A 24,389-nucleotide genomic window follows, 5' to 3' on the forward strand; every position below is an offset into this window, starting at 1 on the left:
GGTCGGTATGACCACCGACTCCGCGTACTCGATGCCCGCCTCGGCGCACCCCGGCCGCATCGCGCTCCGCGTCGGCGACGTCGACGGACTCCTCCCGTTTTATGCGGACGTGCTCGGCTTCGACGTCGACCGCACCGGCGACACGACCGTCCTCTCGGCGGGCGGGACTCCGCTGGTCCTCCTGAACGAGGACTCCGACGCGCCCTCGCGCCCGAGCGACGCCGCGGGGCTGTTTCACCTCGCTATCCGGGTCCCCTCCCGGGCGGCGCTGGGCGATGTCCTCTCCCGCGTCGACGGCTCCTCGTACTCTCTATCTGGCGCGTCGGACCACCTCGTGAGCGAGGCGCTCTACCTCCGCGACCCCGAGGGGAACGGCGTCGAGGTGTACCGCGACCGCCCGCGCGAGGAGTGGACCTTCGAGGGAGAGAGAGTGAAGATGGACACGCTCCCGCTCGACCTCGACGCGCTCGGGGACGCCGCGACGGGCGCGAGCGCCGACAGGCTCCCCGACGAAACGGACCTCGGCCACGTCCACCTCGAAGTCTCGTCGCTCGGGGAGTCGAGAGCCTTCTACGTCGACACGCTGGGCTTGAACGTCCGGACGGAGTCGTACCCCGGCGCGCTGTTCGTCGCCGCGGGCGACTACCACCACCACGTCGGGTCGAACACGTGGAACGGCCGACGAACTCCGGCGGGCGACCATCGGGGTGTCGAGTGGTTCGAGTTCCTCGTTCCCGACGCGGCGCAGGTGGACGCACTTCACGACGCGCTCGGCCGCGACGCGGCCCACGAGGCCGACCGCGACGGGGACACGCTCGCTCTCACCGACCCGGACGGCGTCGGGGTCCGCGTTCGGCCGGTCTGAGCCTCCTCGACCGCGTAGCGAGGTCAGCGCGAACAGGCCGCCTCCTCGACCGGACCGTCGACCGGGACGTCGCTCTCTCGATAGTCGGCGTCGGCCACCGTCCCCTCGAACGCGGGGATGGTGAGCCGGTAGTCGAAGGCGAACGCGAAGGGACCGAAGGGGTCGGAGAGGAACGCCGTGGCGTCCTCGCTCCCCTCGAACAGCACGCCGGTCTGCAGCGAGACGACCTCTGCGGTTTCGGTCGTCGCGACGGCCTCGAAGCCGAGCGCGCCGAGTGCGGCCGGTGGGAGGTTCGTGTCCGTGCCCGTTTTGACCGGTTCGTCACCCTGGAGGACCGCCGACAGGAGCGACAGGTGGACGACGAACCGTATCTGTGGGCCCTCGGTGCCGACGACGAACTCCGTCCCGTCCGACGGGAAACAGCGGTCAGCGTGCGCGGCGTCCGCTCCGGCAGTCGCGGCCGCTGCGGAACCGGCGGTGCTGTAGGCGACTAAGAGCGCCACGACCAGTGCGACTCGGACCGATTCGCTGAACGACCCGCGGAGGACCATATCCGAGTTGGGGCGTCGAGAACCAAAAGTATCGCGTGTAGAGACAGTGTCCTGAGAGTTACTTTCCGGTCAGACGTCGGTCATCACCTCGACGATGGCGTCGGCGCTGGCGCGGTTCGTCGCGAGCGGGACGTCGTGGACGTCACAGATGCGGAGCAGGGCGGAGACGTCCGGTTCGTGCGGCTGAGCCGTGAGGGGGTCGCGGAAGAAGACGATACCGTGGCACTTCTCCTCGGCGACTTCGGCGCCGATCTGAAGGTCGCCGCCGAGCGGCCCCGACTGCTTCCGCTCGATGTCGAGGTTCGTCTCCTCGCGGAGCCGTTTTCCGGTGGTGCCGGTGGCGACGAGGTCACAGGCGGCGAGGAGTTCCTCGTGTTCCTGTGCGAAGTCGATGAGTTCGGGCTTCTTCTCGTCGTGAGCGATGAGCGCGAGACGCATACCGAAGAGTGTGTGAGGCGTGGCTTGAAGCTACGGGCTGGACGACGGCGGGTGCCCGACGGGCAGGCCGGGAAGCGAGGAGCGGACGGTGACCGTCCTCGGTCGCGAAGCCACGCCGTCGTGGTCGTTCGTGCCCGCTCGTCACTCTCGGCCGTTCTCATCCGCACGGAAGCGTCGCCCAGATATATTACAAACAAATCATAACTTATATTCGTTATGTACTCTGTCCTGCTCCCGGTCGACCGCAACACGGACCGAGCGTTCCACCAGGCGACGTACGTCACCCGCCTCGCCGATAGCGGTGCAGCGGTCGAGGCGACCGTTCTCTACGTCGTTCCCCCGAACACCTTCGACCGACCCGAAGACGTCGAGTTCTCCACGCTCAAGAGCACGGTCACGGCGGCCGATCATCTCGAAGAGGCGGGCGTTTCGGTCGAACGGGTCGTCGACAACGGCGGCATCCCGCAGAAGATCATCCACACCGCGAACGACATCGACGCCGACGAGATCGTGATGGGTGGGCGGAAGCGAACGGGGGTGACACAGGTGCTGCTCGGGAGTACGGTTCAGGACGTCGTCCTCTCGGCGGACCGACCCGTCACGGTCACCGGTGGGACCGTCACACTCGGCACGGGCCGGCGTGAGGTCCTCGTCCCGGTCGACCGCGACGTCGATCGGGCGTTGGCCCAGGCGCGGTACGTCGCGAACTTGCCGAACGCCGCGGAACACGTCGACGCGACCGTCTGCTACGTCTTTCCCCATCAGGACTACGCGGGTGCGCCGCCACACGAGTTCGCGGAAGTCGACGCCGCTGTCGAGGCGGCCGCGTACCTCGACGGCGAGGGGGTCACTATCGACCGACTGGTGATCGGTGGTGAAGTGGTGTCGAAACTCCTCGACACCGCCGAAGAACTCGACGTCGACTGCATCGTCATGGGCGGCCGCAAGCGCTCCGGCGTGCAGAAGGTGCTCCTGGGCAGTACCTCTCAGGACACCATGCTTTCGGCGACGCGGCCGGTCACGATTACAGGCTGAGCCGACCCAGCGGCAGCAGCGATACGACGCCGCCCCGCTTCGGTCTTCGAGGCGTCGACCGAGTGGCGCCGACGGCCCGACTACTTGAACCGGAACGTCTCGAGGTTCTTCGGCGCGAACGTCCGCATGTTGTAGTTGTGGTACAGCGCCGAGGAGAGGTCCTGCACCGAGCGCTCGTCGCCGTGGACGCACAGCACCTTCTCGGGACGGGGGTTCATCGTCTTCACGAAGTTCTCCAGCCCCTGTCTATCCGCGTGGCCGGAGAAGCCGTCGACGGTCTCGACGCCCATCTTCAGCGAGAGGGTCGACGAGCGCCCCATGTCGTTGCGGTCGTTGACGGGGATTTCGTCCCAGCCGTTCTGGATTCTCCTCCCTAGGGTTCCCTGTGCCTGGTAGCCGACGAAGACGAGGTTCGAGTCCGGGTCCGGGCCGAGGTGGCGGAGCCACGACATGATGGGGCCGCCCGTGATCATCCCCGAGGTGGAGAGGATGATGGCGGGGCCGCCGTCTTTCACCTCCTGACGCTCTTCCTCCCCGCCGTCGATGTGGTTGAACTCCTCGGCGAGGAAGGGGTTGGCGTCCTCGTGGAAGATTCGGTCTCGGAGGTCGTCGCGGAGGTACTCGGGTAGGTGGTGTGGATGGCGGTCGCCTCCCAGATCATCCCGTCGAGGTGGACCGGCATGGAGGGAATCTTGTCGTTGCGCATCGCCTCTTCGAGGACGAGCATGATCTCCTGAGAGCGCCCGACGGCGAAGGCGGGGATGACGACCTTCCCGCCCTGGTCGTGTGTCTCCCGGATGATGTCGAGCAGTTTCCGCTCGGAGTCCTCCTGGTCGGTCTGGTAGTCGTTTCGTCCTCCGTAGGTGGATTCGAGCACGAGCGTCTCGACGCGCGGGAAGTCGTTGACCGCGCCGTTGAACAGGCGGGTGTCCTTGTAGTGAATGTCGCCGGAGAACGCGACGTTGTAGAGGCCGTCGCCGATGTGGAAGTGGGTGACGGCAGAGCCGAGAATGTGGCCCGCGTTGTGGAACGTGAGCTTCACGTCGGGCGCGATGTCGGTCACGTCGCCGTACTCCAGGGGAATGCAGTGCTTGATGGCCTCCCGGACCATCTCCGACTCGTACGGCGGGGTGCGGCCCTCCTTCGAGGCGACGTCGAGGTAGTCGAGCGTGAGAAGCCCCATCAGGTCGCGCGTCGGTTCGGTGCAGTAGATGGGCCCGTCGTACCCGTACTTGAACAGCAGGGGGATGAGGGCGGAGTGGTCGAGGTGCGCGTGCGTCAACACCACCGCGTCGAGCGTGTTCGCGCCCGCACCGAGCGCCTCGGGAACCTGCAGGTAGGGGACTTCCCCCTCGGCACCGGGCTTGTCGCCGCAGTCGATCAACACCCGCGTCTCGGGCGTCGAGAGAATGAACGAGGCACGACCCACTTCACGGCAGCAGCCGAGCGTCGTGATGCGGACCCACTCGTCGTTCGACAGTTCCTGACGGTGGATCTGTCGGCCGACCCGTTCGAGGATCGAGCGGCGCTCCTCGCGCTCCTGTTTGAGGAAGTTGCGGACGTTCGACACCGTCGCGCTCTGGATCGGCGGGGTTCGAACCACCTCGGGCGTCCACCCGACCTCCTGTGTGATCTTTCGAAGCGTGGAGCCGTGCCGGCCGATGACCATCCCGGGCTTCTCGGCCTCGATGACGATCTCGCCCGTGTCCTCGTGGAAATCCAGCGAGGTGACGCCCGCCTCCTCGGGGATGACGTCGAGCACCTGCGCCTCGGCCTCTCTGGGCGAGGCGAGCACGTCGGGGTCCGGGCGGACCGTGATCCGTTTCCGGAGCTTGGAGGCGAGCCGCCGGATGAGGTCGCCGTTCTGTGCGAACTGTTTCGGGTGCCGGGTGTAGACCACCAGCTCCGGCCCCTCGTACTTCACGTCCGAGACCGAGATGTCCGTCGGCAGCTCGGATTCGATCTCTGCTTGTAACTCATCGAGTTGCTTGTCTACGGAACTCATAGCTGAGAGCGATTCGCCCATCCTGTGGACGCATCGGGGTCGGGCTCGGCTGTCTCTTCCGTGGCCGCGGTCGGGACTCTCGACTCCCGTGGCGAGCGCTCTGTCCAGCGCGTGCCGATGAGGGGAGACCCGAGAGAGTGCATTATCGACTAGGTCAGTAGTGCAGTGTCGTGACTGCGGTGCGGGAAGAGGCAGTGAAAACCCGCTTAATCGGGTCTATCACCGCCGAGTTATAAAAGCCTTCGCAAATCCGAAGTGCCCCGCTCACCTCGTCTCCCCATGCGACTCACTCCCGACCGGGTCGAACGCGAGTACGAGTGGACACGGGCGCGGGCCTCACGCGTCGTCAGCGTGATCAACGACACGCGCGAGCGACTCGGAGAGGTCTTCGGCGTGACCGTCGACCCCGTCACCGAAGACCAGTACCGCGCGGAGGTCGACGCCGTCTTCGTCGACGGGGAGCGCGCGGTCAACGTCGCCGCCTACATCGGCATCCTCCGTGACATCGACGTCGAGGGCGACTATCCGGGGTTCGTCGTCGACGAGGTGCTGGGGAGGGAACTGGCGGCGACCATCGCCGGCGGTCAGCCGCTCGCGCTGCTCGCCCAGGCGACGTTCCACGTCGCGGACGTGTTCACTCACACGGAGGGAACGGCCGGCGTCGACGACCTCGACGCGGCGCTCGCGGCGGGCTTTCAGACGCGGCTTCCCGGGTGGTCGTGGCGCGACCACGACCCTTCGCGGTGTCGCCGCCCTCGCGCGAGTGACGCCTCCGACGCGTCGGCCGGTGGGCCCCTCGACGCGTCAGCCGATGAGCCGCGAGCGCGACGAGAACTCGTCAGCGGACTCGGGGCCGTCGAGCCGTTCGAGTCGCTCGGAGACGCACCGCGCTCGGCGCTCGTGGTCACAGGGAGTGACGTTCACCAGCACCCCGTCTTGGTACTCCGCGAGGAGCGCCCACGGGACGCGCTGGGTGACGTACTCCGCTCCCATACGGCCGCGTCCGGCGCGGCGGCGCTCGCCGAACCCCACCAGTTCGGAGCCGTGTTGCCACGCCCAGCGCTTGAACGCCTGGAGCGCCACCCGTGCCTCCCGTTCGCGGTGGCTGTGCAGGCGCGACGAGAGGTCGTGATGTGCGTCCCACTCGCGGACCTCGACCGCCTCGACGCAGCCGTCGGATTCGAGTGCCTTGGCCCGTGCGACGAGCCGTCTGGCCCCGTTCTCACGAGTGCCCGGCCGTATCCAGAGTTCGAGTCGTCTCCCCGTCGTCTGTCCCGCGCGGGAGTACCGCTCGGGACTGTTGGTCGACGCTGACATCCCCGTCCGAAATACGGCGATTGTTAACAAGTAACTATCCCTTGGATGGACGTTCCCCACACGACCGCCGTCGATGTCGACCGCGTTCGCCGACGGGCCCACCGGTTCGCTCGCGTCGGATTGGCCGCTTCGGGGTCTTTAAGACGGCGCTGACGCAACGCACCGGCAATGAGCGACGACCAGGAACTCGGCATCACCGAGTCGAAATCACACCGAACCGGCGAGTGGTACGCCGAAGTGGTCCAGAAGGCCGGGCTGGCGAACTACGCCCCCGAGGGGATGAGCGGCTTCATCATCACGCGTCCGCGGGGCTACGCGCTCTGGGAGCGCCTCCAGCGCGCGCTGGACGCGAAGTTCAAGGCGACGGGCGTCCAGAACGCGTACTTCCCGCTTTTCATCCCCGAGTCGTACCTCGAACGCGAGAAGGACATCGTCGAGGGGTTCGACCCCGAGGTGGCGTGGGTCACCCACGGGGGGCACGAGGAACTGGACGAGCGACTGGCCGTCAGACCGACCTCCGAGTCGATCATCGCCCCCTACATGAGTCGGTGGGTCCGGAGCCACCGCGACCTCCCCCTGCGCGTGAACCAGTGGGCCTCCGTGGTGCGGTGGGAGGCGACGGAGACGAAGCCGTTCTTCCGGACGAAGGAGTTCCTCTGGCAGGAGGGCCACACCGCCCACGACACCCACGACGACGCGTGGGAGGAGACCATCCTCCGACTGGACCAGTACCAGGAGACGTACGAGGAGGTCCTCGCTATCCCCGTCCTCCGGGGGCAGAAACCCGACCACGACAAGTTCCCCGGGGCGCACACCACCACCACCGTCGAGGCGCTGATGCCCGACGGTAAATCGGTCCAGGGCGCGACGAGCCACCATCTCGGCACCTCGTTCGCCGAGGCGTTCGACATCACCTACACCGACGAGAACGAGGACGAACAGGTCGCTCACACGACCTCGTGGGGGCTCTCGTGGCGCGCGCTCGGCGCCCTCATCATGACCCACTCCGACGAACAGGGGCTCGTCCTCCCCCGGCCATCGCCCCCGAGCAGGTCGTCATCGTCCCCATCTGGCAGTCGGAGACGAAAGAGCGGGTGCTCGACTACGCCGAGGGCGTCGCCGACGAGTTAGAAGAGGCCGGCGTCAGAGTCGAACTCGACGACCGCGACGAGCGCAACCCCGGGTTCAAGTTCAACGAGTGGGAGTTGAACGGCGTCCCCCTCCGGATCGAAATCGGGCCGAACGAGGTCGACGACGAGGCGCTCACCCTCGCACACCGACCCGACGGCGAGAAACACGAAGTCGCTCGCGAGGGCGTCGTCGACACCGTGGAAGAACACCTCGACGAGGTGTACGCCAAACTCTACGCCGCCGCCGAGGAGACGCTGGAGGGGGCGGTCCGCGAGGCCGACTCCCGGGCCGACATCCTCGGGACGCTCGGTCGACACGGCGGCTACGTGAAGGCCCCGTGGTGCGGCGACGAGGCGTGCGAGACCGAGATCAAAGACCAGATCGCCGCCGAGATCGTCATGGTGCCGTTCCACGCCGCGGACGAACCGGGCGAACTCATTCACGAGGGCGAGGACTGTGCGATCTGTGGCGAGGACGCCGTCGAGACGGCGTACTTCGCGAAGTCGTACTGACCAGTCCTCGTCGAACCACTCGACCGCCGCGACCCGAAGACGCCTCGACCGACCTTCTCTTCGCGCTCCCGGAGACTGCCCACGTCGCCGCACGCGGACCGGAGTCCTACACGGTCGTTCGTCCCGTTCGGCATCCGTCGTTCCCGTCCTAATCGGATACGGATTGATATTATCACCTTATATGTGATTAACACACCCTTATCCCTTGATGAGTAGCCTGATAAGTGCGAAGTACAATCGAGGGGTATGACCAAGCCACACAGAGACACCCACGCCACGTCGGCGGGGCTCGCGGACCCCACGGACGAGCGCTCGAACTGCGGCGTAGGGGCCGTTATCGACCTCGACGGCGGGGCGTCCCACGACGTCGTCGCGGATGGACTCGAACTCTTAGAGAACCTCGAACACCGGGGCACCACCGGTGCCGAGGAGGACACGGGCGACGGCGCCGGCGTCCTCATCCAGCGCCCCGACGACTTCTTTGCGGCAGTCGTCGACATCGACCTCCCCGAGACGTACGCCGTGGGGTCGCTCTTCATGCCGCAGAACGGCGACGACCGCCGTGCGCTCGAAGAACTCGTGGAGTCGACGCTCGCCGACCACGGCGTCGAGGTGCTCACCTGGCGCGACGTCCCGACGGACAACGCCGGACTGGGCAAGACCGCCCTCGAATCCGAACCGGACGTTCGACAGGTGTTCGTCGCCCCCCTCGGCGACCAGTCGACCGACGCGTTCGACCGGGCGCTGTACGTCGGCCGCCGGGCCGTCGAGAAGGCCGTCGAGTCGGCGAACGTCGCCGGCGCGGAGCGCTTCTACGTCTGCTCGCTCGACCGCAAAACCCTGGTGTACAAGGGACTCCTGAAGGGCGACCAGGTCGCCGACTACTACCCCGACCTCACCGACGAGCGCGTGAAGACGACGCTCACGCTCGTCCACGCGCGCTTCTCGACGAACACGCTTGGCGCGTGGCACCTCGCACACCCGTACCGGGGGATCATCCACAACGGCGAGATCAACACCATCCAGGGCAACATCAACTGGATGCGCGCCCGGGAGACCGACCTCGCAGACCCCGGATTCGGCGAGGACCTGGAGACGCTGAAACCCGTCATCAACGACCCGGGCCAGTCCGACACGGCGTCCGTGGACAACGCCATCGAACTGCTCCTCAACACCGGGCGAGAGCTCCCCCACGTCCTCCGGATGCTCATCCCCGAGGCGTTCGAGGGCGACGAGGAGATGGCCCAAGAACGCAAGGACTGGTACGACTTCCACGCCTCGCTCATCGAGCCGTGGGACGGCCCCGCGCTCGTCGCAGCGACGGACGGCGACCGCGTCGCCGCCGTCCTCGACCGCAACGGTCTCCGGCCGTGTCGCTACGACGTCACCACGGACAACACGCTCATCATGGCCTCGGAAGTCGGCGCGCTCGACACCGACCCCGCCGAGATCAAAGAGCGCGGCCGGCTCAAGCCGGGTCAGCTGTTCATGGCCGACCCCGCCGAGGGTCGGGTCATCCCCGACGAGGAGGTGTTCGACCGACTCACCGACGAGAAGTACGGCGAGTGGGTCCGCGAACACCAGGTCGACCTCACCGACCTCGTCGACGACGCCGACATGCTCCCCCGCGACCGGGTCGAGCACCTCCGCGCACGGCAGGCGGCGTTCGGCTACACCCACGACCAGCTGAACCACCTCATCGAGCCGATGGCCCAGTCGGGGAAGGATCCCGTCGGGTCGATGGGCGACGACACGCCGCTCTCGGTGCTGTCGGACATCAACCGACCGCTGTTCACCTACTTCAAACAGCTGTTCGCGCAGGTGACGAACCCGCCGCTCGACTACATCCGAGAGGAACTGGTCACCTCGCTCGAATCCCGTCTCGGCTACCAGCGGAACCTCCTCGACGAGAGCCCCGAACACGCCCAGCAACTCGTCCTCGACTCGCCGATCCTCACGGACGCTCAGCTGGAGGGTATCGAGAGGCTCGACGGCGACATCTCGTCGACCGTCGTCGACATCACCTACGAGAAGGGCACCGACCTCGAATCGGCGGTCGAGCGCATCCGCGCCGACGCCAGGGCCGCCATCGAGGACGGCGCGACCGTCGTCGTGCTGTCGGACCGAACCCTCAGCGAAGACCGTGTCGCGGCTCCCAGCCTGCTCGTCACCGGGGCCGTCCACCACTCCCTGGTCAGAAACGGCCTCCGCAACCACGCCGGTCTCGTCCTCGAATCGGGCGACCCGCGGGAGGTCCACCACGTCGCGACGCTCGTCGGTTACGGCGCCGACGCGGTCAACCCTTACCTCGCGTACCAGACCATCTGTGACGTCGTCGCCGGCCCCGACGGCGCCGACGAGGCGGAGGCCATCGCGGCGTACAAGAAGGCGCTGGAGGACGGCCTCCTGAAGACGATGGCGAAGATGGGTATCTCGACCGTCGAATCGTACCAGGGCGCACAGATCTTCGAGGCGGTCGGCCTCGACTCGGGGTTCGTCGCCGAGTACTTCGAGGGGACCGAAATCCGTACGGAAGGAATCGGCCTCCCCCAGATCGAAGAGGACCTCCTGACTCGTCACGCGGTCGGCTTCGGCGCGGACCCCGACCTCGAACGCTCGGGCGAGTACGAGAACCGTTCGAGCGGCCTACACCACCGCTGGAACCCCAAAACCGTGGGGACGCTCCAGCAGGCCGTCCGCTCCGGGAGCTACGAGAGGTACGCTGACTTCGCCGAACTGGTGAACGACCAGTCGAAGGAGCTACAGACGCTCCGCGGACTCTTGGAGTTCGACTCCGACCGCGACCCCGTCCCCATCGAGGAGGTCGAATCGATCGAGGAGATCGTCACGCGCTTCTCGACGGCGGCGATGTCGCTCGGGTCGCTCTCGCCCGAGGCACACGAGAACAACTCCATCGCGATGAACCGCCTCGGCGGCAAGTCAAACTCCGGCGAGGGCGGCGAACCGCCGGAGCGGTTCGGCACCGAGAAGGAGTGCAACGTCAAGCAGGTCGCCTCGGGTCGGTTCGGCGTCACCTCCGAGTACCTCACGAACGCCGAGGAGCTGCAGATCAAGATGGCGCAGGGCTCGAAGCCCGGCGAGGGCGGGCACCTCCCCGGCAAGAAGGTCAACGAGATGATCGCGCACGTCCGCTTTTCCACCCCCGGCGTGGGACTCATCTCGCCGCCGCCGCTGCACGACATCTACTCCATCGAGGACCTCAAACAGCTCATCCACGACCTCAAGGTCGCCAACTCCGACGCCGACATCAACGTCAAACTCGTCTCCGAGGCGGGCATCGGCACCATCGCGGCCGGCGTCGCCAAGGCGAACGCCGACGTCGTCCACATCTCGGGCGACTCCGGCGGGACGGGCGCCTCGCCCAAGACCTCTATCAAGAACGCCGGCCTCCCGTGGGAACTCGGCCTCGCGGAGGCGAACCAGATGCTCCGGGCGACGAACCTTCGGTCCCGCATCAAGGTGTCGACCGACGGCGGCCTGATGACCGGTCGCGACGTCGCCGTCGCCGCGCTTCTCGGCGCCGAGGAGTACATCTTCGGGACGGCCTCGCTGGTGACGGGCGGCTGCGTGATGGCCCGGCAGTGCCACGAGAACACCTGTCCCGTGGGAGTGGCGACCCAGAACGAGAAGCTGAGGGAGCGGTTCCCCGGCAAGCCCCAGCACGTCATCAACTACATGACGTTCATGGCCCAGGAACTGCGAGAGATCATGGCCGACCTCGGCTTCCGAACGGTCGACGAGATGGTCGGTCGTCCCTCGCTGCTCCGCCAGCGCGAGACCGACCACCCGAAGGCGAAGCACCTCGACCTCTCGGCGGTCATCGCCGAGCCCGCGCCGGGCCCGCGGTACAAGACCGAAGAACAGAGACACGCCGACGTCGCGAAGCAACTCGACCACGACCTCATCGAGCAGGCCCAGCCGGCCCTCAACGAGGGTCGCGGCGTCCGCATCTCCTCCGATATCTCGAACGTCGACCGCGCGGTCGGCGCGATGCTCTCGAACCGAATCTCGAAGGCGTACGGCGGCGCGGGCCTGCCCGACGACACCATCAGCATCGGCTTCGACGGCATCGCGGGCCAGTCGTTCGGGGCGTTCCTCGCCAGCGGCGTGACGATGCGGCTGGAAGGCGCCTGCAACGACTACGTCGGGAAAGGTCTCTCCGGCGGGAAGCTCATCGTCCGCACGCCCGACGCTGCGACGTACGAGGCGGACGAGAACGTCCTCATCGGCAACGTCGCGCTGTACGGGGCGACGCAGGGCGAAGCCTACATCAACGGCGTCGCCGGCGAGCGGTTCGCGGTTCGGAACTCCGGCGTCAAGGCAGTCGTCGAGGGCGTCGGCGACCACGGCTGCGAGTACATGACGGGCGGCGTCGTCGCCGTCCTCGGTGAGACGGGCAAGAACTTCGCGGCCGGGATGTCCGGCGGCGTCGCGTACGTCTACGACCCCGACGGCGAGTTCGCCCGGAAGGCCAACACCGGGATGGTCTCCCTCGAAGAGACGCTCGACGACTCCGACGAGGCGATGCTCCGTCGCCTGGTCGAAAACCACGCGGAGTACACCGACTCCGACCGTGCCGAGTGGATGCTCGACGACTGGGCGGAGGTCAGAGCGCAGTTCGTGAAGGTGATGCCCGACGCCTACGCCGAGGTCATCGCCGAACGGGCGCGTGACGACGTGCGCACCGAACTTCCCGAGGAGGCGAGCGCGTCGGCCGTCGACACCGACACCGGCGGCGTCGCGACGACGAGCGACGACTGACCGCGCCGGTTCCTGCTCCCCCGCCTCTCCTTTCGCCGTCCGGCCTCTCGGCGCGGCCGAACGTTCTCGTCCGATGCCGCGGCCACCGAACGGTGTGCTCCCGAACGGGGCCACGGAGCGCCTGCGGGTGCGTGGCGCGTCCGCTCCGTGTGCGAGTCCGTAGACGCGCCACCTGTCCGCGCCCCCGCCGAGGGTGACACGCTTTACTGTCGGCACCCACTGCACGGCGTATGGACGCCGCACTCGTCATCGGCGGGACTCGATTCATCGGTCGCCACCTCGTCGACCACCTCCTCGACCACGACTACCACGTCACGCTGTTCAACCGCGGCACGCACGAGAACCCCTTCGCCTCCCACGACCGGGTCGACCACGTCCAGGGCGACCGGGGCGTGAAGACCGACCTCCAGGCGGCGGCGATGACCGTCGACTACGACGCGGTGTTCGACGTCGTCGCGTATCGTCCGGGTGAGGTCGAAACGGCGGTCGACGTCTTCGCCGACGCCGAGGCCTACGTCTACGTCTCCAGCGGGGCGGCCTACGGCGATGAAGTACTCCCGAAACGCGAGGGCGAGACGGGGCTGAAGCCGTGTACGCCCGAACAGGCGACGGACGACTCCCCCGACACGTACGGGGCCCGGAAGGCCGCGGGCGACCGGGCGGTGTTCGAGGCTTCGAAGGACGGAGTCCGCGCCATGTCGGTCCGGCCGTGTGTCGTCTACGGCCCCCACGACTACACGGAGCGGACGGATTACTGGCTCGCCCGCGTCCACGAGTACGACCGCGTGCTCGTCCCCGGCGACGGGACGAACGTCTGGCATCGGGCGTACGCACCCGACGTCGCCGAGGCGCTGCGACTCGTCGCCGAACGCGGGAGCGCGGGCGAGGCGTACAACGTCGGCGACCGCCGACTCACCACCCTGCGGGAGTACGTCGGCCTCGCGGCGGACGCGATGGGGACCGATATCGAAGTCGTGACCGCCGGCGAGCGGGAACTCGCCGCCGGCGGACTCTCCCCGACGGACTTCCCGCTGTATCGGTCGTATCCTCACGTGATGTCGACGGCGAAACTCGCCGACCTGGGCTGGACGTCGACGTCGCTCTCGTCGGCGATGCTCGCGACGGCGGCCGACCACCGCGAGTCCGAGCGCGACGGGAGCGACGTCGGTCCCGACCGCTCGGACGAGGAGCGCGTTCTCGGCGTGCTCGACACGCTCTGACGTTCACTCGCTGTCGCGCTACTCGCCGAACCCGTCATGGTCCATGTTCGGGACCTCCTCTTCGAGCCACTCCTGGAACCACTTCACGCGCGTGAGCCGCTGGTGGACGAGGCTCCCGGCGGTGTCCGATTCGACCCGCCGTGACGCGTCCTTCCCGCGTTCGAGGACGCGCTGGACCATCTCCGCGGCGTCCATGTGGGTCCGCGCCTCGTAGCCCATCCGCAGGAGCATCAGCGCCGTCCCGTTGGCGCCGACCTTGTCGATGATGTCCGCCTCGATGAGACAGCGCGTCTCGAGAGAGACGTCCGAGAGTGGTCCCTGATACGAGTGTTCGGAGATGACCTGACACACCTGCTCGATGAGCGACTGAGCGAAGTCGCCGTGTGACGTGAGGTACTCGCGGGCGACGCGTGCACCCTCCTCCGCGTGGACCTCCTGGTCGGCTTCGAGTTTGGCGATGTCGTGAAAGAGCGCGGCGATGGTGACGACGTCGACGTCCGCTCCCTCGCGTTCGGCGATGTGCGCGGCGAGGTCGACCACGTTGAGGATGTGGTTGTAGCGGTACTCCGCACTGTGCCAGGGGTACCACCGCATCCGTCCGCCGTCGTCCTCGTTCTCGACACTCGCGTCGAGGTAGTCGAACACGAACGTCTTCATCTCCTCGAACGCGCTCTCGGAGACGGGCGACTCCTGGATTTCAACGCCCACGGCAACACCTCCCTTTCGGAAATACACTCTGATAGTTCATTACATCGCAAAACGGTTGTTCGGCTCTTAGGCGTTACGACGGGCGGGACGGTCCGTCGCGTGATTTCACCCGTCCTCGCGGCTCACAGCCTCTCGAACGCGCTAAATCGCGCGTTTCCCCGAAGCGACAGGAGCGAGCGGTCCAGGAACCCGTAAGTGGTCGAAGCGCGTTCTGCCGGTCGTGACCACCGAACGCTACCTCACCGAGACCGACCGCCGGACGTTCGAGGCGACCGTCGAGCGCGTCCTCGACGACCGCGTCGTCCTCGACTCGACCTGTTTCTATCCCACCGGTGGCGGCCAGCCACACGACACCGGCGTGCTTCGAGCCGACGGCGAAACGTGGCGCGTCACTCGCGTCGAGAAACGCGACACCGTCTACCACACGCTCGACACCGTCGACGCCGACCCGCCGGCCGTCGGCACGACCGTCGTGGGTGAACTCGACTGGGACCGTCGGTACGCCCACATGCGGTATCACACGGCCCAACACCTCCTCTCTGCAGTACTGCTCGAACGGTTCGACGCGGAGACGACCGGGAATCAACTGTACGACGACCACGCTCACCTCGACTGTTCGTATCCGCGGTTCTCGGCGACCGACCTCGCGGATATCGAGGACCGACTGAACGACATCGTCACCGCCGAGTACCCCGTCGAGTGGTACGTCCTCGACCGCGAGGAGGCCGACACGCGGCTCGACCCCGAGCGGACGCGGCTCCACCTGCTCCCCGACTCCATCACCGAAATCCGGATCGTCGAGGTCTCCGAACCCGACGGCACGGTGTACGACCGAACCGCGTGTGCGGGGACCCACGTGGCGTCGACGGGCGAACTCGGTACGGTCGAAATCGTCGGGCGCGAGACGAAGGGAGCGAACGAGGAGCGCGTCGAGTTCGTCCTCTCGTGACGCCGTCGGCCGATTCGTCCCGAGTCCGTCGATTTCGCGTCTCGCGCACAAACCGCACGACTGCGCCGATGAGGTCGGTTCCGTCTGGTGGTTTTATTAACCTTGCCGGTGTGATGGGGTGTATGGTCCGTGAAGACGGCAAGCGGAACTTCGTGCTCCGCGAAGACGACGGCACCGAAGACAGCGTGTTCAGCGGCCGAACGCCCCGACAGGCGGCACTGAAAGCGGCTCGCCGACTCCCGCCCGCGGCGAGCGAGGGCGACGTCGACGACAAAGCGGTCCTTCGACTCCGTGAGCGGGGAACCGACAAGGTCCACATCTACCACGGCTGGGCCTGGAAGGAGGAGGCACCCGACGACGCACCCGACTGGATGCCCGAGGTCATCACCAAGGCGAACGTCTCCAAACAGGGCATCGAACACCTCGACGAGTGAAACGCGCTCGATAACGCCGCCACCTGGCGGTCCTGCACTACCGAGTGTCCCGCCTGCGAAGGCGAGCGCACGCTCACTCGCTCGCTTGCCGCTCTTCTCTTCCGTCTCGATCCGTCGGCCGCCCACAGAGCCTTGACCGTCTCCCCCGTATCGTCGCGTATGCCCAGTGGACCTGCTCTCGCCGAGTTCCTCGCGGGTCACGACTCCATGGCGGTCGTCTGCCACAACAACCCGGACCCCGACAGCCTCGCCAGCGCTATGGCGCTGGAACTCATCGCCCGCGACGTCGAGATCGACGACGTCGACGTGCTGTACAGCGGCACCATCTCACACCAGCAGAACCGCGCGTTCGTGAACCTGCTCGACCTCGACCTGACGCGCTTTTCGGTCGAGAACGTCGACGGGGCGGACCTCGTCGCGTTCGTCGACCACTCCCTGCCGGGGGCGAACAACGAGGTGCCCGAGGGGACGGCCGTCGACATCGTCATCGACCACCACTCGACCGAGGGTGTCGACGCCGCCTACGTCGACCACCGCGCCGACATCGGTGCGACGGCGACCATCATGACCGAGTACCTCTCCGACCTCGACCTCCTGAGTTCGGAGTCGCTCGCGACGGCGCTCATGTTCGCCATCCGACGCGAGACGCTGACCTTTCTCCGCGGGGCGACCAACGCCGAGTTCGCGGCCGCCGAACGGCTCCACGCGCACCTCGACACCGACCTGCTCCGCAACCTCGCACACCCCGCCATCAGCGAGTCGACCGTCGACGCCATCAGCGACGCCATCGACAACCGGACGGTCCGCGGGTCGACGCTCCTCAGCCACACGGGGTGGACGACCGAGCGCGACGCCATCCCGCAGGCCGCGGACTACCTCTCGGAGGTCGAGGGCGTCGAGACGTGCATCGTCTTCGGGCTCATCGACGACGCGGTCGAACTCAGCGCCCGCTCGACCGACTCGCGGGTTCACATCGGCCAGGTCCTCGACGCGGCCTTCTCCGACGTGGGCAGCGCCGGCGGTCACCGCCAGATGGCCGGCGGACAGATCCCGCTCGGACTCTTCGCCGACCTCGCCGGCGACGAGGACGACGACGACCTCGTGGAGATGGTCGAGACCATCGTCTCGAAGCGGTTGACGCGACAGTTGAACCTCTCGACGCGGGAGAACGAGGGGAAGGAGTGATACCGGGCGGGCTCCTTCGGTTCGTTCGACCCTGGTGAGTGCCTCTGCGGTCGTGTCGTCCGAGCGCGGGTGTCGGTCACGGACGCCCGCCGAGAATCGTCTCCCACGGGGTACCGGGAGGGCGGGTCGCGGATCCCAGTCGTCGAGAACCATCTCGAACGGTTACCAGCTCGTCCGTCGTATCCATTCACGTGAACGAACCGAGTCCACACGTGCGAATCGATGAACGAATCGACACGACCGCGGGCAGCGTCGGTAGTTGGTGGGTGTACCTCTCCGTCGCGGTGGGCGCGACCTGGGTCTTCTGGCTGGCGGCGATCGCACTCGGTGTGCGGTTCGACAGCGCGCTGGGGCTCGTGTTGCTCCTCGTCGGCCTCGCCGCCCCCGGCGTGTCCGGTGTCGTATTCGTCTATCTCGTCTACGACGAACGGGGGCAGGCGGATTTCTGGAACCGCGTCACGGAGCCTCGGCGCGTCGGTCTCCGCTGGCTCGTCGTGATTCTGCTAGTACCCCTGGGCATCGGCGTTCTCGCCGGTATCGCTGATCTCCTCCTCGGTGGATCCGGGCCGTCGTGGGGGGAGGGCGTCACCCAGTTCGCACTGAACCCCCTCGCTCTCCTGCCGGCGTTGTTCTTCGCGACCCTCCCCCCGATCCTCGAAGAGCTAGGGTGGCGGGGATACGCGCTGGACCGACTGCAACTGAAGTGGTCGGCGTTGAGCGCGAGCCTGATCCTGGGTGTCGTCTGGGCGCTCTGGCACCTCCCGCTGTTCTTCATCGGGGGGACGTACCAGCACGACGCGGTCGGATTCGCGACGACAGGGTTCTGGCTGTTCATGATCGGCATCGTCGCGCTCTCGGTCGCGATCACGTGGGTCTACAACAACACGCAGCGCAGCGTTCTCGGCATCGTCGTCCTGCACGGCTGGGTGAACTTCACCGCCGAACTCATCGTGGTGCCGGACCCTCTCTACTACGCCCTCTGGTGGGTACTCGTCGTGGTGATCGTCGCGCTCTGGGGTGCGAAGACGATGACGGCGGCTTCCGAGGTGCCTCACCCTCCGCTCCCGTCCGAACCGTAGGTTCGTTATCTGCCTGTACTCCACGCTCTGAGCCGACCGTTTCGTCGTCTCCGTGGACGCTACGTACGATCTGCGCTGTTCGTGGTTTCGTCCCGCCAGAACTCTTCCGGACGGATTCGAACCACGAGGACTCGCTTCGCTCGTCCTCTGGGCTCGGGTCCCCGTTATGACTATTCGTGCTCACTTCGTTCGCACAGAATAGTCCCGGGCGGATTCGAACCGCCGTCAATGGCTCCAAAGGCCATTATGATTGGCCACTACACCACGGGACTTCGCTTTGCTCGTCCCGTGTACCTCGCAATCCTAGCGGATTGCTCACCACCACGGGACTTCACTTCGAACGCGAACGTACGTACCAATCTGAAACTTAAGTTTGTAGCGGTCCCGACCGCCCACTCAGTCCGCGAGGTTCTCCGAGGGGAGTTCGAGGAACTCGCAGGCGTCGGTCTCGGGGTCGAAACAGTCCGGACATTCGGCGTTCCGCTCGATGATGGTGTCGAGGCGCTCGGCCACCGTCTCGTCGATGACGGGTTCGAGTTCGCGCGCCTCGGCGCGGAACTCCTCGACGTCGAGGACGTTGGCGAGAAAGCGCTCGATGATGCAGTACGTCTTCAGCGCCTCACGGGCGTTGATGATGCCCTCGTCGGTGAGGCGGACGCCCTTGTACTTCTCGTGTTCGGCGAGGCCGCGTCCTTCGAGTTTGCCGATCATCTCGTTGGCGCTCGCGGGGCTCACGTTGAGCATGTCGGCGAGCGCGCCGGTCGATGCGGGGCCGTCCTCCATCTCCTGGAGCAGGTAAATCGCCTTGACGTACTGGTCTGCAGTGTTCATCTGGTCTCCTCCTGCGGTCTCGGGACGTGGTCACGAGCGTCGTCGTGGTCCTCTGCGAGCGATACGCCCAGAGAGCGGATTCGCGTCCGGCTTCCGCTCATTCGCGCCGCTCCATGATCTTCGTCACCGCTTCGACGCCCTCCGCTTCCTCCTCGCGGATGGCGACGAGCGTGTCGAGCAGTCGGTCGCGGTCGATGCTGAACGGGACGTCGCTGGCGCGGATGGCGCCGATGAGGTCGTCGTAAAACTTGTACGCCGTCTCCTCGTTACAGAGCTGGTCGTACAGCACGCCGTCGAAGTCCTCGGGTTTCGTCTGGCCGTACTGGGCCTCGACGAGCGCGTTGATCTCCTCGAACGGGATGGTCTCGACGTCCAGTTCGTTGACGATGGATTCGAGTCGCTCGCGGTGGACCGCCGACTCCTCGGCGGCCTCGGCCAAGAGCGACTCCACCTCCTCGTCGGGCGATTCGAGCGTCTCCGTGTGGTGTTGTGCCCGGGACTCGACGACTTCCTCCAGCACGATGCCGATCTGGAGCAGTCGCGCCAGTTGGTGGTCCGAGGTCACGCGGTTCCCGACACTCACGGGAGACGACCCTCCGTGACGCGTTCCCTGACGGTCATACTCGGGGGTGGTGTGTGACCGACTTAAGCGGTTCCCTCGCTGCCCGTGTCGACCCGGCCTGCTCCGTCTCAGAGCGGCCCACTGCTGGGGCACCACAGCCTCAAGTTCTCTCGGCTCGTCTCTGGGAGAATGCGACGCCGTTCTCCCCGCGTCTCGGTTCTCGTCGTCGTCGGCCTCCTCGTCGTAGCGGGCTGTACCGCCGGGCCGGGTTCGCCGACGGATCCGCTCGACTCGACGGCGACCGGGGTCGGCGCGAGTGAGACGACCGGGACCGACCGCGCAGCGACCGCCGCGAGCGTCGACGGAACGCTGGAGGTACACTTCATCAACGTCGGCCAGGGTGACAGCACACTCATCGTCGGACCGACGGGCGAGACGGTCCTGGTCGACACGGGCGACTTCCGCGACGACGGCGCGTACGTCGTCGACTACCTCCAGTCGCGGGGCATCGACCGCATCGACGCGCTCGTCTCGACGCACGCCGACGCCGACCACATCGGCGGGCACGCCGCGGTCATCGAGCACTTCGAGACCGAAGGCGAGGGCGTCGGCGCGGTGTACGACCCCGGCGTGGCGGCGTCGACCGCGACGTACGACCGCTACCTCGACGCCGTCGAACGGCACGACGTTCCCCTGTACCGAACGCTCGCGGGTGACCGCATCCCGCTCGACGGCGCACGGGTGACGGTGCTCGGTCCGCCACAGACGCCTCTCGCCGACGGCGAGCGCAACGAGAACAGCATCGTCCTCCGCGTCGAGTTCGGCCGGACGAGCGTCCTCCTCCCGGGAGACGCCGGACCCGTCGAGGAGCCGTATCTGGTCGACAACCACGAGGAGGCGCTCGACGTCACACTCTTGAAGGCGGGCCACCACGGGAGCAGTTCGAGCACGAGTGCAGCACTCTTGAACGCCGCGACGCCGAAAGCCGTCGTGGTCTCCTCGGCGTACGACTCGCGGTACGGCCACCCCCACGAGGAGGTGTTGGGGCGACTCGCCTCCCGCTCGATTCCGACGTACTGGACCGCCACGCACGGAACGGTGGTCGCCACCAGCGACGGGACGGCCGTCGAGGTGGCGACGCAGGCGGCCGCGACCACCCGGCCACGCGACCTGCGCGCGGACGCGCCCGTCGCTCCCGACACGGACGGTCCGGTCGTCGTTCGCGCCGCCTACCGCGGCGAGGGAGTCGAAGGGACGACCGTCCCGACCGGTGCGCGGATCGATGTCTCCGAAATCCACGCCGACGCCGCCGGCGACGACGCCGAGAACCTCGCCGACGAGTACGTCGTGGTGACGAACCGCGGTTCGGAGCCTGTCGACCTCTCGGGATGGGTACTCACCGACGAGAGCGGCGCGCGCTACACCTTCCCCTCGAACACCGTCCTCGCCCCCGGCGACTCCCTCACGGTCCGAACCGGCGACGGAACCGACACGGCGACCGACCGCTACTGGGACGCTGGTCGCCCCGTGTGGAACAACGACGGCGACACCGTTACCCTCCTCCGCCCCGACGGTGGGGTCGTGACAGAGGTGAGCTACTGATGGTCGACCCAGGCACCTACACTGCGACGCTGGACCGCATCGAAGAGGCACCCGGCGGGGAGTGGGCGGTGTTCGTCGTCGAACGCGACGGCGAGGCGGTCTCGCAACTGGACCTCCCGGTCGACGTCGTCCCCGCCGACGGCCGACGGGTCGACGCCGTCTTCGACCTCGTGGTCGACGACGACCGGTTCGAACTGGTGTTCCGCGACGCGGAGACCGCTCGACGTGCCGAGGACGCACAGGTTCGATTCGACCGTCTCGCCCAGCGTCCTCCCGACACCGAGGCCGGCGACTCCACGTCGCGGTCGCGGCAACAGGACAGTTACTGATTTGACACCTCCGAGCGTACGAACCGTGGTACCATGAGCCACGGGGGCGTCGAACTCGACAACAGGGAACTGCTCGAACGCGGAAACGACAGGGGAATCCCGTTCGAGGAGGGCTGGAAGAAGTGTTACACGCGAGACTGCAAACTGCAGTCGGGCAAGCGGCCGAACGGTGTCCGGGTGTACCGGTGTACGACCGACGAGGAGGGGTGTCCAACCGCCGACGACGTCTGGTGCTGCTGTGAACTGTTTCACTGTGACACCTCGGTCGACCCGGAGGACAGACGGTGGGAACGCGTCCCCCCGACGAGTTCGACGAACGGGGCTGGCACGAGGGGGAGGAGGGGTATCTGCACGAGTGTTTCTGCGTCAGGCGGGACCCGTGGAACCCCGAGGAGATGCCGTGTCCGCATCCGGACGACGAGGACGGAGACGAAGCCGACGGTCGGACTGCTCTCCGCTTCGACCTGGACGTCGACCTCGCGTTCGAACTCCGCGGACGGACCGTCTCGATCTCCGAGTCGTTCCGCTTCCGGACCTGATCCGGTCTCAGCCGGTACAGCCGACACCGGGGGCCACGAGACGAACTCCGTCTCGAACCCCTCCGGTTTATGGACACACCGCCGGTGGAACCGAACATGGCACGCACGCGACACGGCGACCCCGAGTGGTACCGGGACGCCGTCATCTACTCGCTCGACGTGAAGACGTTCAACGACGGGGACGGCGACGGATGGGGCGACTTCCAGGGCCTCGCCGACCGACTGGGCTACCTCGAAACGCTGGGCGTCGACTGCGTCTGGCTCCGTCCGTTCTTTCCCAGTCCGCTGCAGGACAACGGCTACGACGTCGCCGACTACTACGGCGTCGATTCGCGGGTGGGGACGCTCGGTGACTTCGTCGACTTCGTCGAGGCCGCCCACGACCGCGGTATCCGCGTCCTCTGCGACATGGTGTTCAACCACACCTCCGACCAGCACCGCTGGTTCCAGCGTGCCCGTGAGGACCCCGGCTCGAAGTACCACGACTACTACCTCTGGACGAACCACCTCGACTCGGCGCACAAGCGCGGCAACATCTTCCCCGAGTACGAAGACGGCGTCTGGTCGTACGACGAGCGGGCGGGGAAACACTACTTCCACCAGTTCTACGGCTTTCAACCGGACCTGAACGTCGCCAACCCCCGGGTCCAACAGGAGATCAGAAACGTCCTCGAGTTCTGGCTCGACCTCGGCGTCGACGGCTTCCGCATCGACGCCGCCCATCCGATGATGATGCCGAAGGGTCACAACGCGACGACGCTCGACGAGGGCATCGACTTCTTCCGGCGGATGCGCTCGTGGGTCGAGGAGGCCAAATCCGACGCCATCCTCATCGCCGAAGCCGACGAGGAACCCGAACACTTGGACAGATACTTCGCCGACGGCGAGGGGTTCGACCTCATGTTCAACTTCGTCCTCAACGCCCACCTGACGTACGCCGTCGGCGTCAAGGACACCTGGCCGCTCTACCGCACCTTCGAGGTGCTCCCCGACGTCTCCGAGGTGGGCCAGTGGGCCAACTTCCTCCGGAACCACGACGAGTGGAACCTCCTCAAACTCCCGTGGGACGCCTTCGCGCACGCGCGCGAGTTCTTCGGTGACGACGAGGGCGACTCGTGGATATTCGGCCGCGGCCACCGCCTCCGCCTCGCCGACCTCTACGTTGGAGACCACGACCGCATCGCCTGCGCGCACAGCCTCATGTTCGCGCTGCCCGGCACGCCCGTCGTCCTCTCCGGGGACGAAATCGGCATGGGTGCGGACCTCGACCTCCCGGAACGCGAATCGGTGCGGACGCCGATGCAGTGGTCCGACAACGAGAACGGCGGCTTCTCGACCGCGAGCGAGGAGGACCTCTACCACCCCGTCATCGACGAGGGACAGTACAGCTACGAAGAGATCAACGTCGCCGACCAGCGGACCGACCCCGACTCGCTCCTCAACCGGATCAGTCGCCTCATCGACGCCCGGACGCTCTGCACCGAGATATCCACGGGCGAGTTCTCCATCGTCGGCGTCGACCCGAAGGAGGTGTGGGTCCACCGCATCGACCAGGGTCGAACCGTGTTGCTGACCGCACACAACCTCGCGGCCGAACCGCGAACGGTGACGGTCGACTTCGACGCGCCCGCCGACGCGACGACGACGGTCGTCGGGCCCGGCGACGCCGAGGTCGCCGACGGTCGCGTGACGTTCGAACTCGACGCGACCGACTACGTGTGGCTCCGCGGCGACAAACGCGGTGAGCGCGTCCCGCTCGGTTCGCTCTGAGACCGAGCGCGCGTCCCACGTCGCTCGCCGCTCACTCGTCGAGCAACGTCTCGAGCTGCCCGTAGTCGAAGGACTTGTGATGTTCGGTCCGGATGAGGTGCTCGTCGATGATTTCGAGGCGGAGTTCGTCCAGTTGCTGGGCGACCCGCGTGATGTCCTCGTCGCTCACTCCGATAGCCTTGATGTGGAGGTTCCCCTGGCCGGTCATGAGTTCGGTGACGTCGACGACCTGCGGGATTTCGAGCGCCTGGGTGGCGACCTCTCCCCGGTCGACGATCCTCGTGGTCGCGATGATCAGGTAGTGGAGCGTGAGCCCGATCTGGTCGTAGTCGCACACCGTGCGGTAGCCGGTGATGACGCCCTCGTCCTCCAGTTGCCGCATCCGGTTGTGGACCGTGTTGTCCGAGACGCCGATCCGTCTGGCGAGGTCCGTCGCCGCGTATCGCGCGTTGTCGTGCAACAACGCGAGCAACTGTTTATCGATGTCGTCGAGACGGCGCGTACCCATAGCTGTTCTTCACCGTACTGCGTAAAAAAGATCGACA

At 66.8% G+C, this 24,389-nt stretch carries 19 protein-coding genes, 1 tRNA gene and 3 pseudogenes; 14 read left to right on the forward strand and 9 right to left on the reverse strand.

Translation table 11 applies throughout. The features are described from left to right. Nucleotides 1–7 precede the first annotated feature (7 nt). Nucleotides 8–865: a VOC family protein gene (locus C2R22_RS04820; RefSeq protein ID WP_103424753.1), complete on the forward strand. Its 858-nt coding sequence runs from the start codon at nt 8–10 to the stop codon at nt 863–865. A gap of 23 nt (nt 866–888) precedes the next feature. On the opposite strand, the gene C2R22_RS04825 is transcribed toward C2R22_RS04820, so the two are convergent. Both C2R22_RS04825 and C2R22_RS04830 read right to left on the reverse strand, forming a co-directional pair. Continuing rightward, complete coding sequence (locus C2R22_RS04825) at nt 889–1,416, reverse strand: DUF7332 family protein (RefSeq protein ID WP_103424754.1); 528 nt, start codon at nt 1,414–1,416, stop codon at nt 889–891. A 69-nt stretch (nt 1,417–1,485) separates the two neighbouring features. Continuing rightward, nucleotides 1,486–1,854, reverse strand: coding sequence for a methylglyoxal synthase (locus C2R22_RS04830; protein ID WP_103424755.1), 369 nt, complete (start codon nt 1,852–1,854; stop codon nt 1,486–1,488). A 216-nt stretch (nt 1,855–2,070) separates the two neighbouring features. Here C2R22_RS04830 and C2R22_RS04835 point away from each other — a divergent pair, with 216 nt between their 5' ends. Beyond that, nucleotides 2,071–2,889, forward strand: a complete 819-nt coding sequence (locus C2R22_RS04835; RefSeq protein WP_103424756.1) for a universal stress protein — start codon at nt 2,071–2,073, stop codon at nt 2,887–2,889. 80 nt (nt 2,890–2,969) lie between these two features. On the opposite strand, the pseudogene C2R22_RS04840 reads toward C2R22_RS04835, so the two are convergent. Next, nucleotides 2,970–4,894: pseudogene (locus C2R22_RS04840) on the reverse strand (beta-CASP ribonuclease aCPSF1). Between the two features lie 279 nt (nt 4,895–5,173). Here C2R22_RS04840 and C2R22_RS26130 point away from each other — a divergent pair. Then, nucleotides 5,174–5,629 (forward strand): annotated as a pseudogene (locus tag C2R22_RS26130) (hypothetical protein); the annotation flags it as partial. 69 nt (nt 5,630–5,698) lie between these two features. Here the strand turns inward: C2R22_RS26130 and C2R22_RS24860 are convergent. After that, a complete protein-coding gene (locus C2R22_RS24860) occupies nt 5,699–6,211 on the reverse strand; it encodes an HTH domain-containing protein (protein ID WP_162562303.1) in 513 nt (170 codons plus the stop codon). Between the two features lie 168 nt (nt 6,212–6,379). Here C2R22_RS24860 and proS point away from each other — a divergent pair. From proS to C2R22_RS04860, 3 genes and pseudogenes are all read left to right on the forward strand, one after another. Further along, nucleotides 6,380–7,854 (forward strand): annotated as a pseudogene (proS, locus tag C2R22_RS04850) (proline--tRNA ligase). A 246-nt stretch (nt 7,855–8,100) separates the two neighbouring features. Next, nucleotides 8,101–12,636 (forward strand): glutamate synthase large subunit, encoded by a 4,536-nt coding sequence (gene gltB / locus C2R22_RS04855; protein ID WP_103424757.1) that lies wholly within the window; start codon nt 8,101–8,103, stop codon nt 12,634–12,636. A 230-nt stretch (nt 12,637–12,866) separates the two neighbouring features. After that, nucleotides 12,867–13,856: an NAD-dependent epimerase/dehydratase family protein gene (locus C2R22_RS04860; RefSeq protein WP_103424758.1), complete on the forward strand. Its 990-nt coding sequence runs from the start codon at nt 12,867–12,869 to the stop codon at nt 13,854–13,856. Nucleotides 13,857–13,874: 18 nt separating this feature from the next. Here C2R22_RS04860 and C2R22_RS04865 read toward each other — a convergent pair whose 3' ends face one another. After that, complete coding sequence (locus tag C2R22_RS04865; protein WP_103424759.1) at nt 13,875–14,564, reverse strand: HD domain-containing protein; 690 nt, start codon at nt 14,562–14,564, stop codon at nt 13,875–13,877. A 220-nt stretch (nt 14,565–14,784) separates the two neighbouring features. Between C2R22_RS04865 and C2R22_RS04870 the strand changes: the two genes are divergently transcribed. From C2R22_RS04870 to C2R22_RS04885, 4 genes are all read left to right on the forward strand, one after another. Continuing rightward, on the forward strand, nt 14,785–15,513 hold the full coding sequence (locus C2R22_RS04870) for an alanyl-tRNA editing protein (RefSeq protein WP_103424760.1): 729 nt from the start codon (nt 14,785–14,787) through the stop codon (nt 15,511–15,513). Nucleotides 15,514–15,635: 122 nt separating this feature from the next. Further along, nucleotides 15,636–15,947 (forward strand): non-histone chromosomal MC1 family protein, encoded by a 312-nt coding sequence (locus tag C2R22_RS04875; protein ID WP_103424761.1) that lies wholly within the window; start codon nt 15,636–15,638, stop codon nt 15,945–15,947. 159 nt (nt 15,948–16,106) lie between these two features. Next, complete coding sequence (locus tag C2R22_RS04880; RefSeq protein ID WP_103424762.1) at nt 16,107–17,132, forward strand: DHH family phosphoesterase; 1,026 nt, start codon at nt 16,107–16,109, stop codon at nt 17,130–17,132. A 212-nt stretch (nt 17,133–17,344) separates the two neighbouring features. Beyond that, a complete protein-coding gene (locus tag C2R22_RS04885; protein ID WP_245902886.1) occupies nt 17,345–18,211 on the forward strand; it encodes a type II CAAX endopeptidase family protein in 867 nt (288 codons plus the stop codon). A gap of 199 nt (nt 18,212–18,410) precedes the next feature. Here C2R22_RS04885 and C2R22_RS04890 read toward each other — a convergent pair. The 3 genes from C2R22_RS04890 to C2R22_RS04900 all read right to left on the reverse strand — a co-directional run bounded on the left by C2R22_RS04890 (nt 18,411) and on the right by C2R22_RS04900 (nt 19,625). Continuing rightward, nucleotides 18,411–18,483, reverse strand: a tRNA-Gln gene (locus C2R22_RS04890). Between the two features lie 124 nt (nt 18,484–18,607). Then, complete coding sequence (locus tag C2R22_RS04895) at nt 18,608–19,042, reverse strand: metal-dependent transcriptional regulator (protein WP_103424763.1); 435 nt, start codon at nt 19,040–19,042, stop codon at nt 18,608–18,610. A gap of 97 nt (nt 19,043–19,139) precedes the next feature. After that, on the reverse strand, nt 19,140–19,625 hold the full coding sequence (locus C2R22_RS04900) for a rubrerythrin (protein ID WP_103424764.1): 486 nt from the start codon (nt 19,623–19,625) through the stop codon (nt 19,140–19,142). Between the two features lie 168 nt (nt 19,626–19,793). Between C2R22_RS04900 and C2R22_RS04905 the strand changes: the two genes are divergently transcribed. The 4 genes from C2R22_RS04905 to C2R22_RS04920 all read left to right on the forward strand — a co-directional run bounded on the left by C2R22_RS04905 (nt 19,794) and on the right by C2R22_RS04920 (nt 23,844). Continuing rightward, the gene (locus tag C2R22_RS04905) at nt 19,794–21,206 is read left to right on the forward strand and encodes a lamin tail domain-containing protein (RefSeq protein WP_103424765.1); all 1,413 of its coding nucleotides are present in this window, start codon (nt 19,794–19,796) and stop codon (nt 21,204–21,206) included. Then, entirely contained in the window at nt 21,206–21,535 is a 330-nt protein-coding gene (locus C2R22_RS04910) for a DUF3006 domain-containing protein (RefSeq protein WP_103424766.1), read from the forward strand. Before C2R22_RS04905 ends, C2R22_RS04910 begins: the two co-directional genes overlap by 1 nt. A 284-nt stretch (nt 21,536–21,819) precedes the next feature. Beyond that, nucleotides 21,820–22,074, forward strand: coding sequence for a hypothetical protein (locus tag C2R22_RS04915; protein ID WP_103424767.1), 255 nt, complete (start codon nt 21,820–21,822; stop codon nt 22,072–22,074). 96 nt (nt 22,075–22,170) lie between these two features. Beyond that, nucleotides 22,171–23,844 carry an alpha-amylase family protein gene (locus C2R22_RS04920; protein WP_103424768.1) on the forward strand — a complete coding sequence of 558 codons (1,674 nt, stop codon included), beginning with the start codon at nt 22,171–22,173 and terminating at the stop codon, nt 23,842–23,844. Nucleotides 23,845–23,875: 31 nt separating this feature from the next. Here the strand turns inward: C2R22_RS04920 and C2R22_RS04925 are convergent, their stop codons facing one another. Beyond that, nucleotides 23,876–24,352, reverse strand: a complete 477-nt coding sequence (locus C2R22_RS04925; RefSeq protein WP_103424769.1) for an Lrp/AsnC family transcriptional regulator — start codon at nt 24,350–24,352, stop codon at nt 23,876–23,878. Nucleotides 24,353–24,389 lie beyond the last annotated feature (37 nt).

Source organism: Salinigranum rubrum, from assembly GCF_002906575.1.
In the GTDB taxonomy this organism is placed as follows: Archaea; Halobacteriota; Halobacteria; order Halobacteriales; family Haloferacaceae; genus Salinigranum; species Salinigranum rubrum.